The 12,417-nt window shown below is 58.0% G+C and carries 12 protein-coding genes; 5 read left to right on the plus strand and 7 right to left on the minus strand.

Translation table 11 applies throughout. The features are described from left to right. Nucleotides 1–96: 96 nt before the first annotated feature. From rho to ICY20_RS07435, 3 genes are all read right to left on the minus strand, one after another. Nucleotides 97–1,356 carry a transcription termination factor Rho gene (gene rho / locus ICY20_RS07425; RefSeq protein WP_016973082.1) on the minus strand — a complete coding sequence of 420 codons (1,260 nt, stop codon included), beginning with the start codon at nucleotides 1,354–1,356 and terminating at the stop codon, nucleotides 97–99. Between the two features lie 235 nt (nucleotides 1,357–1,591). Beyond that, nucleotides 1,592–1,921, minus strand: coding sequence for a thioredoxin TrxA (gene trxA, locus ICY20_RS07430; RefSeq protein ID WP_159956256.1), 330 nt, complete (start codon nucleotides 1,919–1,921; stop codon nucleotides 1,592–1,594). A 121-nt stretch (nucleotides 1,922–2,042) separates the two neighbouring features. After that, a complete protein-coding gene (locus tag ICY20_RS07435) occupies nucleotides 2,043–2,738 on the minus strand; it encodes a FadR/GntR family transcriptional regulator (protein WP_159956258.1) in 696 nt (231 codons plus the stop codon). Nucleotides 2,739–2,993: 255 nt separating this feature from the next. Here ICY20_RS07435 and ICY20_RS07440 point away from each other — a divergent pair, with 255 nt between their 5' ends. Genes ICY20_RS07440 through ICY20_RS07455 form a run of 4 tightly spaced genes read left to right on the plus strand, consistent with a single transcriptional unit; the run spans nucleotide 2,994 to nucleotide 5,834 of the window. Continuing rightward, nucleotides 2,994–3,779 carry a transporter substrate-binding domain-containing protein gene (locus ICY20_RS07440; RefSeq protein WP_159956260.1) on the plus strand — a complete coding sequence of 262 codons (786 nt, stop codon included), beginning with the start codon at nucleotides 2,994–2,996 and terminating at the stop codon, nucleotides 3,777–3,779. A gap of 15 nt (nucleotides 3,780–3,794) precedes the next feature. Continuing rightward, the gene (locus tag ICY20_RS07445; protein WP_017736949.1) at nucleotides 3,795–4,463 is read left to right on the plus strand and encodes an amino acid ABC transporter permease; all 669 of its coding nucleotides are present in this window, start codon (nucleotides 3,795–3,797) and stop codon (nucleotides 4,461–4,463) included. Further along, nucleotides 4,460–5,110 carry an amino acid ABC transporter permease gene (locus tag ICY20_RS07450; RefSeq protein ID WP_076013093.1) on the plus strand — a complete coding sequence of 217 codons (651 nt, stop codon included), beginning with the start codon at nucleotides 4,460–4,462 and terminating at the stop codon, nucleotides 5,108–5,110. Before ICY20_RS07445 ends, ICY20_RS07450 begins: the two co-directional genes overlap by 4 nt. Further along, complete coding sequence (locus ICY20_RS07455; RefSeq protein ID WP_159956262.1) at nucleotides 5,097–5,834, plus strand: amino acid ABC transporter ATP-binding protein; 738 nt, start codon at nucleotides 5,097–5,099, stop codon at nucleotides 5,832–5,834. Before ICY20_RS07450 ends, ICY20_RS07455 begins: the two co-directional genes overlap by 14 nt. A gap of 4 nt (nucleotides 5,835–5,838) precedes the next feature. On the opposite strand, the gene ICY20_RS07460 is transcribed toward ICY20_RS07455, so the two are convergent. The 4 genes from ICY20_RS07460 to ICY20_RS07475 form a co-directional block, all read right to left on the minus strand. Next, complete coding sequence (locus tag ICY20_RS07460) at nucleotides 5,839–6,321, minus strand: DUF1120 domain-containing protein (RefSeq protein WP_159956264.1); 483 nt, start codon at nucleotides 6,319–6,321, stop codon at nucleotides 5,839–5,841. Between the two features lie 43 nt (nucleotides 6,322–6,364). Beyond that, nucleotides 6,365–8,878, minus strand: coding sequence for a fimbria/pilus outer membrane usher protein (locus tag ICY20_RS07465; protein WP_194937234.1), 2,514 nt, complete (start codon nucleotides 8,876–8,878; stop codon nucleotides 6,365–6,367). A 6-nt stretch (nucleotides 8,879–8,884) separates the two neighbouring features. After that, a complete protein-coding gene (locus ICY20_RS07470) occupies nucleotides 8,885–9,601 on the minus strand; it encodes a fimbria/pilus chaperone family protein (RefSeq protein WP_159956521.1) in 717 nt (238 codons plus the stop codon). A gap of 96 nt (nucleotides 9,602–9,697) precedes the next feature. Next, a complete protein-coding gene (locus tag ICY20_RS07475; protein ID WP_159956276.1) occupies nucleotides 9,698–10,357 on the minus strand; it encodes a DUF1120 domain-containing protein in 660 nt (219 codons plus the stop codon). A gap of 501 nt (nucleotides 10,358–10,858) precedes the next feature. Here ICY20_RS07475 and ppx point away from each other — a divergent pair. Next, nucleotides 10,859–12,361, plus strand: a complete 1,503-nt coding sequence (ppx, locus tag ICY20_RS07480; RefSeq protein WP_159956278.1) for an exopolyphosphatase — start codon at nucleotides 10,859–10,861, stop codon at nucleotides 12,359–12,361. Nucleotides 12,362–12,417: the final 56 nt, after the last annotated feature.

Consider the following 12,417-nt stretch of genomic DNA (forward strand, 5'->3'; position numbering starts at 1 on the left):
TCCGAGGGGTATTTGCCTGCCAGGCGCGCTTAAAAAGCGGGCGCAAAAAAAATGGCGCCCCTGAGGGCGCCATTCTTTCGGACCTGAAACGCTGTATTACTTGCGCTTCATCGACAAGAAGAACTCGTCGTTGGTCTTGGTGGTTTTCAACTTGTCGACCAGGAACTCGATGGCTGCAACTTCATCCATCGGGTGCAGCAGCTTGCGCAGGATCCACATGCGCTGCAGTTCGTCGTCGGCCGTCAGCAACTCTTCGCGGCGGGTGCCGGAACGGTTGATGTTGATCGCCGGGAACACGCGTTTTTCCGCGATGCGACGGTCCAGGGGCAGCTCCATGTTGCCGGTACCCTTGAACTCTTCGTAGATCACTTCGTCCATCTTCGAACCGGTTTCAACCAGTGCGGTGGCGATAATGGTCAGCGAGCCGCCTTCTTCGATGTTGCGCGCAGCGCCGAAGAAACGTTTCGGTTTCTCCAGGGCGTGGGCATCGACACCACCGGTCAATACCTTGCCGGAGCTTGGGATCACGGTGTTGTAGGCACGGGCCAGACGGGTGATGGAGTCGAGCAGGATCACCACGTCCTTCTTGTGTTCGACCAGGCGCTTGGCCTTCTCGATCACCATTTCGGCAACCTGTACGTGACGGGTTGGCGGCTCATCGAACGTGGAGGCAACCACTTCGCCGCGCACGGTGCGCTGCATTTCGGTTACTTCTTCCGGACGTTCATCGATCAGCAATACGATCAGGTGAACTTCAGGATTGTTACGGGCGATGTTCGCTGCAATGTTCTGCAGCATGATGGTCTTACCGGCTTTCGGCGGTGCGACGATCAGGCCACGCTGGCCTTTGCCGATCGGGGCGCACAGGTCGATTACACGACCGGTCAAGTCTTCGGTGGAACCGTTGCCGGCTTCCATCTTCATGCGCACCGTCGGGAACAGCGGGGTCAAGTTCTCGAAGAGAATCTTGTTTTTCGCGTTCTCGGGACGATCGAAGTTGATTGTGTCGACCTTGAGCAGGGCGAAATACCGCTCGCCTTCCTTTGGAGGTCGGATCTTGCCAACGATGGTGTCACCGGTGCGCAAGTTGAAGCGACGGATCTGGCTCGGCGAGACGTAGATATCGTCTGGGCCGGCGAGATAGGAAGCGTCAGCAGAGCGCAGGAAGCCGAAGCCGTCCTGGAGAATCTCCAGCACGCCATCACCGGAGATTTCCTCGCCGCTTTTCGCGTGCTTCTTGAGCAGGGAGAAAATCACGTCCTGCTTGCGCGAACGGGCCATATTTTCTATGCCCATTTCTTCGGCCAGCTGGAGCAGGTCGGTAATCGGCTTTTGCTTGAGTTCAGTCAGATTCATATAGGAATGACGTAATCATTTATGGAGGGGGGAAATTAAGCTTTTGGCTTAATGAGGCCGCGCCGCAGAGAAGGCGACAGGATCGCGTACTAATTCGAAAAGGAGTGCGTCGGCGACGGCATGCAGGGGGCAGTGGAGAAACCAGTGCGGGGCCGAATGTACCACCTGACTTTCAGAGCGTCTAGCCCTGTTTCACGAAAAAGCCCCGCAATTTGCGGGGCTTTTTTGACGACGCTTAGATGTTCGCGTCGAGGAAAGCTTGCAGCTGGGACTTCGACAGTGCGCCAACTTTAGTGGCTGCAACGTCACCATCCTTGAACAGCATCAGCGTCGGGATACCACGCACGCCGTGCTTGGCCGGGGTTTCCTGATTGTCGTCGATGTTCAGCTTGGCAATGGTCAGTTTGCCTTCGTAAGCAGTAGCAATGTCGTCCAGAACAGGCGCGATCATTTTGCAAGGGCCGCACCATTCAGCCCAGTAGTCAACCAGCACCGGGCCTTGAGCCTTGAGTACTTCGGCCTCAAAGGTCGCGTCGGTGACGTGCTTGATAAGATCGTTGCTCATGGATGTCTCCGGATTGTAAGCAAAAAAAACGTGGCCCATCATAGCCGCCCTTCCCCCGTTCAGGAAGCCGCGTCTGATTGAGTCTTGCTATGGTGATGCATGAGTTTGGGTATCGCCTGGCTCACGGCATTACGGGGGTCACGAAGGCAATGCCGGTACGTAGCGCTGCGTTACGTACGTGTTCCTGCATGGTTTTCTGCGCCGCCGTACTGGCGCGCCGGGCCAGGGCGCGCAGGATCTTGCGATGTTCCTGCCAGGTTTCCATGGCCCGTTCCGGCCGGATGAACGGTAGTTTCTGACTCTCCAGGAACACGTCGGCACTGGCACTCAGAATGCTCACCATCGCCTGGTTACCACTGGCCAGCAGGATGCGCTGGTGAAATTCGAAGTCCAACCGGGCCGCCGCCTCGAAGTCACCGGCCTTGAGCACTTTGCGCATGGCTTCGACGTTGTCTTCGAGCAGGTCCAGCTCATCGATCGTCAACGTCACCGCCGCCAGCCCCGCCGCGAACCCCTCCAGCGCGTAGCGCAACTGGAAGATATCCAGCGGCGTGGCCTGGGCCGCAAACGGCCAGGCAAACCCTGGCGACTCCTCAGCCGCCTGCACAAACACGCCCTTACCCGGCTGCACACTCACCACACCCAAGGCACTCAAGGACGAAAGCGCCTCACGCAGCGACGCCCGGCTCACCCCCAGTTGCACCGCCAGATCACGCTGGGAGGGCAGCGCATCGCCCGGGCCAAAGCCTTGCTCCTTGATCAGTTTGCGGATGGCCTGCAGGGCCGCTTCCGGTACGGCTTGGGCGATGGAATTCATAAAAAACTCAAGGTTCCAGACAACTGAGCGGCTAGTTGTAAAGCTATTCGCGGCCGGCGGCAAGCCACGCCCCAAAGGCGCTCGCGGGGTTTTACCGACGCTCGAAAAGGGTGCGAAAAGCCAAAGAACTGTTCAGACCAGTAAGACCACTCAAGCTCAATAAACCCCTAGGTTCCAGCCAATCCTGAGGGTCATGGCATGGGCTGTGCACTGAGCAAATTCAGAAAATTCCTTCGCCCTTCTCGGAGAGTTGCCATGACCAAGCGTTACAGCGCCCTGCTCACTGCCCTGTTTGCCAGCCTGATGCTGAGCCAGGCACCCGCCCAGGCCAACGGTCTGGACGATATCGTCGCCCGTGGCACCCTCAAGGTCGCCGTGCCCCAGGACTTCCCGCCGTTCGGCTCAGTCGGCCCCGACATGAAGCCCCGCGGCCTGGACATCGACACCGCCAAGCTGCTGGCCGACCAACTGAAGGTCAAACTGGAACTCACGCCAGTCAACAGCACCAACCGTATTCCGTTCCTGACGACTGGCAAGGTCGACCTGGTGATTTCCAGCCTGGGCAAGAACGCCGAGCGTGAAAAAGTTATCGACTTCTCCAAGGCCTACGCGCCGTTCTACCTGGCCGTATTTGGCCCGCCTGACGCGGCGATCACTACCCTGGATGACCTCAAGGGCAAGACCATCAGCGTGACCCGTGGCGCCATCGAAGACATCGAGTTGAGCGCTGTAGCGCCCAAGGAAGCCACCATCAAGCGCTTCGAAGACAACAATTCCACCATCGCCGCCTACCTGGCCGGCCAGGTCGACCTGATCGCCAGCGGCAACGTGGTGATGGTTGCGATCAGCGAGCGAAGCCCCAAACGCGTCCCAGCGTTGAAAGTGAAACTCAAGGATTCGCCAGTGTACGTGGGCGTGAACAAGAACGAGCCGGCACTGTTGGAGAAGGTCAACCAGATCCTGGTCGCCGCCAAGGCCGACGGCAGCCTGGAAAAAAACGCGCTGCAATGGCTCAAAGAACCTTTGCCTGCTGACCTCTGAAAGCGGAGCTGATTCATGGCGTATCAATTTGACTTTGTGCCGGTGCTGGCCAATACCGACCTGCTGTTGCGCGGCGCGCTGTTCACCCTCGAGCTGACGGCGATCGGTGCGATCCTGGGGGTGGCCCTGGGCACGGTTGGCGCCGTGGTGCGGGCGTGGAAGATCCAGCCCTTCGCGTGGTTCTTCGGTGTGTATGTCGAGTTGATCCGCAACACGCCGTTCCTGGTGCAGCTGTTTTTCATCTTCTTCGGTTTGCCCTCACTGGGGCTGAAAATCACCGAGTGGCAAGCGGCTGTGCTGGCAATGGTGATCAACCTGGGGGCCTACTCCACCGAGATCATCCGCGCCGGCATCCAGGCCATACCCCGTGGGCAGTTGGAAGCCGCTGCGGCACTGGCGATGACGCGCTTTGAAGCGTTCCGCCATGTAGTGCTGCTGCCGGCGCTGGGCAAGGTGTGGCCGGCCCTGAGCAGCCAGATCATCATCGTGATGCTCGGCTCGGCGGTGTGCTCGCAGATCGCCACTGAAGAGCTGAGCTTTGCTGCCAACTTTATCCAGTCGCGCAACTTTCGCGCTTTTGAAACCTACGCCCTGACCACCCTGGTGTACCTATGCATGGCGCTGATGATCCGCCAGTTGCTCAACTGGATCGGCCGCCGGTTTGTGATGAGGAACAGCAGATGAGTGATTTTTCGTTCTGGGACATCGTGCGCAACCTGCTTACCGGCCTGCAATGGACCCTGCTGCTGTCGCTGGTGGCGTTTATCGGCGGTGGTGTGATCGGCTTGCTGGTGATGACGATGCGCATCAGCAGCAAGGCTTTCCCACGCAATGTCGCCCGCACCTATATCGAACTGTTCCAGGGCACGCCGCTGTTGATGCAGCTGTTTCTGGTGTTTTTCGGCATTGCCCTGCTGGGTGTGGATATCTCGCCCTGGCTCGCGGCGGCCATCGCCCTGACGCTGTTTACCAGTGCCTACCTCGCTGAAATTTGGCGCGGCTGCGTCGACTCCATCGCCCACGGGCAATGGGAAGCCTCAGCCAGCCTGGCGTTGAACCCGTTGGAGCAACTGCGCTACGTGATCCTGCCCCAGGCCCTGCGCATTGCCGTGGCGCCGACGGTGGGCTTCTCGGTGCAGGTGGTCAAAGGCACCGCCGTGACCTCGATCATTGGCTTTACCGAACTGACCAAGACCGGCGGCATGCTCGCCAACGCCACCTTCGAGCCCTTCATGGTCTACGGCCTGGTGGCCCTTGGTTACTTTTTGCTCTGCTACCCCTTGTCCCTCAGTGCGCGCTACCTGGAAAGGAGACTGCATGCCTCTGCTTAGAATTTCTGCCCTGCATAAGTATTACGGCGATCACCATGTGCTCAAGGGCATCGACCTGACTGTCGAAGAAGGTCAGGTGGTGGCGATCATCGGCCGCAGCGGCTCGGGTAAATCCACACTGCTGCGTACCCTCAATGGCCTGGAATCCATCAACGACGGGGTGATCGAGGTCGACGGCGAATACCTCGACGCCGCACGCGCCGACCTGCGCAGCTTGCGGCAGAAAGTCGGGATGGTGTTCCAGCAGTTCAACCTGTTCCCGCACCTGACCGTGGGCGAGAACGTGATGCTTGCGCCGCAGGTGGTGCAGAAAGTGCCCAAGGCCAAGGCCGCCCAATTGGCCAGGCAGATGTTGGAACGGGTCGGGCTGGGGGAGAAATTTGACGCCTTCCCCGATCGCCTTTCCGGCGGCCAGCAGCAACGCGTGGCCATTGCCCGTGCCTTGGCCATGTCACCGAAGGTGCTGCTGTGCGATGAAATCACCTCGGCCCTCGACCCCGAACTGGTCAACGAAGTGCTCAGCGTGGTGCGCCAACTGGCCAAGGACGGCATGACCCTGATCATGGTGACCCACGAAATGCGCTTTGCTCGGGAGGTGGGGGACAAGTTGGTGTTCATGCACCAGGGCAAGGTGCATGAGGTGGGAGACCCGAAGGTATTGTTCGCCGATCCGCAGACGGCAGAACTGGCCAACTTCATTCGCACTACTGAAGCACCTGCCTGACCCATCAGCCGGCCGGCACCAATTCGAACCGTCCACTGCCCTCCAGCGTGGTTTTATCGCGAACAGCGGTAGCCGCGCCCGACAGCCATGACTCAACCTGCACCTGCGCAGAAAACGTAAGCCCCCTGGCGGGCACACCCCCCGCCAACACCACCAACGACTGCCCGGGTTGCAATGTGCCTCCTCGCTCTGCGTGGTTATACAACTGCGCCAACTCCACGGGCTTACCGTCCAGCATTGGCTGATGAAGGGCCAGATTGAAATAGCCTTGCCGACCCATTCGGTAGCCTTGCACCTCGGCAGGCAACCCTTGAAATCGCAGGGCTATCACCGCGGCTTCAGCGCAGATCACATTTAATCGCACCGTGCGCGCGCCCAAGGAAACACCTCGGCCACTGGGCTGCTCGCTTTCTTTGAGCAGACCATAATCAATCAGCGGCTGACTCAAAGACAAACGACAGGCAGCACCCGCCTCATCCGCCAGCAAGAGCCCCGCCAACAGCCCCCCCACGCTGCACACAGTGCCAGCCTTAACGACAAGTTGCCGAAGCGGTTTCATAAAGTTGACCATTAAACGTTTGCTCCGGGAGGTCGAGTTGCAGTGAACAGATAGAGGAACTTGGCGAGGAGACTTTCAAGGTTTGAGACGCCTCGACATTGCTCAGGAAAATCATGCCGTCTCCCACCACGGTGGTCAGGAAGGCATTCTCGGCGCCCATCACGGCAGCCCCTTGGGGCAGCGGCTGCCCTTGTGAGTCAAAGGCTCGCAACAAGACCCGCCGCACTTTCACCACATCGAACTCGACCTTGTTGAACGAGCCTCGCCCTGCCTCCACTACCTTGGTGCCATTTTTGATATCCACCTGCCTGGGCAGTGTCTTTCCTTCCACTTCCAGCAGGCTGGTTTGATAGGCCGGCAAACCGGCGATGACGGCATTGCCCCAGGGATCGGTCCAGACCGGCCCCTGTGGTGTGGTGATCCGCGCACCTGGAATATCGCCTACCGAGGCGACGCCAAAGGTGTCCTCGACTCGGTACGGAGACAACGTGACGCCCCCGGCATGAGCCACGACGGCGCCTTGCAACTGCCCGCTGTAACTGGTGCTGGATGAGTCACGATTGATACCCACGCCCAACTGGGTATAACGGGACGTCGCATTGAGGTTCCCACCAAGCGTCTGCCCGGAGCCCACCCCCAAGTCATGATCACTGCGCACCTGATAATTCAATGCCTCATCAATTCGCTCGTCATAGGCCGCGCCGATACTGGAACGCGAGCCTTGGTGTCGGGCATATGAAGTAAGAGATCGATCGGCACCCAACGGCACACTGACTTGCAGGCGAACCCCCACACCGTCGTCATCTCTGCCCCTATCGTTCGCGTTTTGCGATTGACCGACCTGGGAGTCCACCGTCACGCCAACGGTGGCGTACAGGAAACTCCTGTTCCACGAACCATAGACATGCTGGCTTGTACGGGTATCGAACTGAGACCCGCGGGTATAGCCAATGGAAAAACCACCGAGCTGTGGGTCGGCCCAACTGAACCCCGCGGTGTATTGGTTCTTGAAGCGGGAATTTTGCGCAGTCCTTTGCCCAGGCATCAGCGTATCGAGCACATCCCGATAACCTTGGGTCTGGGTGGTGGCGCTCAATGCCATCTGAACGTCTGCCGGTAACGTAGCGCCCAGGGAAATACTATTGCGGACACCTTTAAGCTTTTGAACATTCTCGCGGGATAGATTGCTACGCATACCGACGGAAAACCGTTGAGAAAAGCTGCTATCCAACGCTACGCCGACCGAATTGTAGTTCTCCGTACCTTGCCAGCCTGCGCTGAGAGCGCTGTATTTACCCACCGCCCATGTTCCGCTACCCATCGCCAACATCGGCTCTTTGGCGCCCGCACCCTCAACGTCACGAACCTTGCCGATTGACGCCGTATACCCCGACGCAACGGGTACCGCCGCACGAAAAGATGCGGCAGGCACCACAAAGCTACGCTGCCCACCTCGCGTTTCAATGACCGTGACTTGAAGGTCGCTGGTGCCATTGAGTAACGGCAGATTGGTCAGGGCGAAAGGCCCTTCCGGCACCACCGTGGTGTAGATCAATGCGCCAGACTGCCTGACCTCAACCCGTGACTGACTCAGGGCTTGCCCTTCAACCACCACACCATTATTGGCCGCGCCACTTTGAATACCGTCGGGAAACAGCTGTGCGCCCAATAGCTGAACGCCGCCAAACACGGGGTTGGCCCCGGATATCTGACCGACCTGAAACGTAGAGGCCAGGGACGAAAAATCCCGCTGGGCGTAGGCATACAAATGTTCGGCCTTCGTGCTGCGATCATTGGAGATGTAGAGCTGGCGACTGCGGGCAATCCAATCCCCCAAGTTGAAACCCACCTCCGTCGAGGCAGACAGGTAACGATTGGTGTCCTGCCGTGAGTGGCTGTTGATGGCTTGGATATCGTAATTGAGCAGCGCAGCAGTGCCACCTCGCGCATAGCTTGCGGAACCTCGTTGAGCCTCCCGCAGCGCATCCGTTGGCACCAGCAATGCCACTTCTTCATTACCAGGGCGCAATGTCGTAACCGTCTTGGGGTAGTCGGCTCGAAAGTCATGACACGTCTGATCGGAGGGCGCCCCCTTGTTAATGACCGATGAAGGCACCTGCAAGCCTGCGCGCTCCAGCAGACTGCGGGTAAAACACAACTCACCTTCGCTGTCGAAGCGTACGTCAGTCAGACCGATGCGCTCGCCATTGACCGACAGATCCACTACCCGCACCCCCTCGCTGAAACGAGGCGCCTGGCGAAAATATTGGGCGACGGAAGGGCTGATGCCTCGGGCTTGCAAAGTGGCCAGGTCGAACCCTGCGATTGACGTCACTGGTTGTGCGAGTGCTTGCCCCGTCACGCCTGATAATATCGCCACACAGACCGACAGGCTCAGCCCATTAAATTTGAAAAGCTCTTGCGCCTTGTTGGCCTGGCGTGAGCGCTTGAGAACCGCACCGGTTTTTCTGTTGATTGTTCTCATGGTCGGTCACGGCGCATTTGCGACGAGCAGCGCATCGTAGCTGTCGACAACAAAGCCATAGACAGTAGCGGGCTCAAGAGTGACCGAAGTGCTCCCAGGCACAGGCTTTTTCAACTCAACACTCAGCGCCTCGCCAGGCAGGATGTAAGTACGAGAGAGGCTGGCTTTTACTGCTTGCGGGTTCAGCCTGACATCGGCTGCCAAACGAACCACATAGGGGCTGTCGTTGCGTACGGTCAAGGTACGGCCCTGAAGGTGCCAGGTCAGCAATTCCCAGGGTGCCTCATGCCGGGGCAACCCCTTGGGGTGCAAGATCAGCGGGAGATTCTGCCGAAGACTGATGCCGATAGTCGCACCCGACCCTGGCTGGGCCGGAAGGATGCCTTCGAAGGACACACGTTTCAACCGCTGGGTCTTGAGCGGCTCCTTGGCAATGGACAGGAACCTGACCATTTGCCTCTCACCCGCGTCTACGCGTGTCACCGGCGGGGTGACCACGATCAATGCTTCAAGATCCTCAGGAAGATCCTCAATGGCCGAATGCAGTAACGCAGGCAGTTTATCCGTGTTGGTAACGTTGATGCTGACCTCGCCGTCAGCCTCATTTAAAACGACGACTGTGGTGTCCGGCCTCATACCATCACTGAACACGGCAGCAGAAAAAAACACAGTCAAACACGCACAGACTGTAAGAGCAGAGTTAAAGCGTTTAATTGCGACCATCCACGCGCCTCTCACTTTTTTGATAAAAATAGCCAACGCAAGTCACAGCGCTGCCTGTGAGCGATGCAACTTGCATCGACTTGAATCAATTAGTACTTAGAGGTAGCGCAATTCCAGCGTTGCTTGACCATCCAAATTAATTTGACTATTCAAATCCAACGCGGATGTTTTATTGATGACGGCCTGAACTTCGATTTGCCCCGACACCGTGTTCACCGGAATGGGCGCATATACATTGCCAGCCCGCCAGGAAGTCAAGTTATTTGTATGACCTACCGCTTCGGTACTGTTCGTATGCCAGTAGCCTCCATTATTCTCCGAAGCAACAATCCCAACTGCACGACTGTCTGCTACAGAATTACGAAGATGAATGACATACCCACCCACTTTTTGCCCCTTAGCAGAGGTACCTAAGCCAAAATTATAGAAATCTTTGTAGTTCCCACCGAACTGATTAAGCATCAAACCTGGGATTTGAGAGCTCGCGCGATTATCCAGTGCTTTGATCGCGACCTTTGTCTTTACGTTGCTGCCACACCTAACAGCATAGGGGGTGCTCATCTTCGCAAGCTTGGTGTAATTCGTTGCACTCAGCGAACCTGGGTCAATCCTGCCGTAGTCTATTACTGTATTGGTAATCGTAAAACTGCAACTGGCAGGCGCGATATAGCCTTTAACCCTCAAGTCGGCTGCTTGCGCACTGACAGCAGCGATAGCCAGAAAGGCACCAGCCACTCCAACAAATTTTTTCTTCATCAGAACTTACCCTTTTTAACATTTAGAAACGGGTTCACTTCGAAGATCACGACTCCTTACAAATCAAATCCATTGCATAAAAAAACTCATCCATGACGGCCTGACCTACAAATAGATACCACCACGGCAGAAGTGCCGACCCGGAGTATTAGCTCTTCATGCAAGTTAAAAAGCCGGAAAAAAAAACAATATTCGTCAGACCGATCATCAGCTTCAACTCAACAGCAGACAACGTGACGTATGAAGAAGAACACTTTCTTAGAGGGCAAATGCAAAGTCGTGTAGGAGTTTTAGCCACACCGCGAAAAACGGCCTTTCCGGACCACTCACTAAGTACAAACATCGCTTATTAATACAGGCTAAGTAACAACCTCCTACAACCCCTATCTATATTTTCCACCACGCCACAGGCATAAATCCTCTCGCGCTGTGCGTTGATGCGTTGGCGCCAGCGGTCGATCGTGGCACGATGGTCAGGTTATCGACCGAGACCCCCTAACCATGCCGCAATCCCAAGCCAAGAATCTGTCCCTGATCGCCGCCATCGACCTGGGCTCCAACAGCTTTCACATGGTCGTGGCCAAGGCCCAGAACGGTGAGATCCGCATCCTTGAGCGGCTCGGCGAGAAAGTACAACTGGCTGCCGGGATCGACGATGAGCGCAAGCTCAATGAAGAATCCATGCAGCGCGGGCTCGATTGCCTCAAGCGTTTTGCCCAACTGATCAACGGCATGCCCCTGGGCGCCGTGCGGATCGTCGGCACCAACGCCCTGCGCGAAGCGCGCAACCGTGGCGAATTCATCCGCCGCGCCGAGGAGATCCTCGGGCACCCGGTCGAAGTCATCTCTGGCCGTGAAGAAGCGCGCCTGATCTACCTCGGCGTGTCCCACACCCTGGCCGACACCCCTGGCAAGCGCCTGGTGGCCGACATTGGCGGGGGCAGTACCGAATTCATCATCGGGCAAAGATTCGAGCCATTGTTGCGCGAAAGCCTGCAAATGGGCTGCGTCAGCTATACCCAGCGCTATTTCAAGGACGGCAAAATCACTCCGGCACGCTACGCCCAGGCTTACACAGCGGCGCGGCTGGAGATCATGAGCATCGAGCACGCCCTGCACCGCCTCACGTGGGATGAAGCCATCGGCTCGTCCGGCACCATCCGCGCCATCGGCCTGGCCCTCAAGGCCGGCGGCCATGGCACCGGCGAGGTCAATGCCGAAGGCCTGGCATGGCTCAAGCGCAAGCTGTTCAAGCTGGGCGACGCCGAGAAGATCGACTTCGACGGCATCAAGCCCGACCGCCGCACCATTTTCCCGGCGGGCCTGGCGATTCTCGAAGCGATCTTCGATGCCCTCGAACTGCAACGCATGGACCACTGTGACGGCGCCCTGCGCGAAGGCGTGCTCTACGACCTGTTGGGCCGCCATCACCATGAAGACGTGCGTGAGCGCACCCTCAGCTCGCTGATGGAGCGTTATCACGTTGACCTGGAACAAGCCGCGCGCGTAGAGCGCAAAGCCCTGCACGCGTTCGACCAAGTGGCCGCCGACTGGGACCTGGAAGACGGCGTATGGCGCGAGCTGCTGGGCTGGGCCGCCAAGGTGCATGAAGTGGGCCTGGACATCGCCCACTACCATTACCACAAGCATGGCGCCTACCTGATCGAGCACTCGGACCTCGCCGGCTTCTCCCGCGAAGACCAACAGATGCTCGCCCTGCTGGTGCGCGGCCACCGCCGCAACATCCCCAAGGACAAGTTTGCCGAGTTCGGTGATGAAGGCATCAAGCTGATTCGCCTGTGCGTGCTGCTGCGCTTTGCGATCCTGTTCCACCACATCCGTGGCACCCAGGAAATGCCCCAAGTGACGCTGCGCGCCAATGGTGAGAGCCTGGATGTGCTGTTCCCCAAAGGCTGGCTGGATGAAAACCAACTGACCCAGGCGGACTTTGCGCAGGAAGCGGAGTGGTTGACCCGAGTGGGGTTCACGCTGAACGTGCGCTAACCCACTCTAATCAACACCGCAAAAACAAATGTGGGAGGGGGCAAGTCGAATCGTCG

The sequence above is a fragment of the Pseudomonas pisciculturae genome (assembly GCF_015461805.1).
Lineage (GTDB): Bacteria > Pseudomonadota > Gammaproteobacteria > Pseudomonadales > Pseudomonadaceae > Aquipseudomonas > Aquipseudomonas pisciculturae.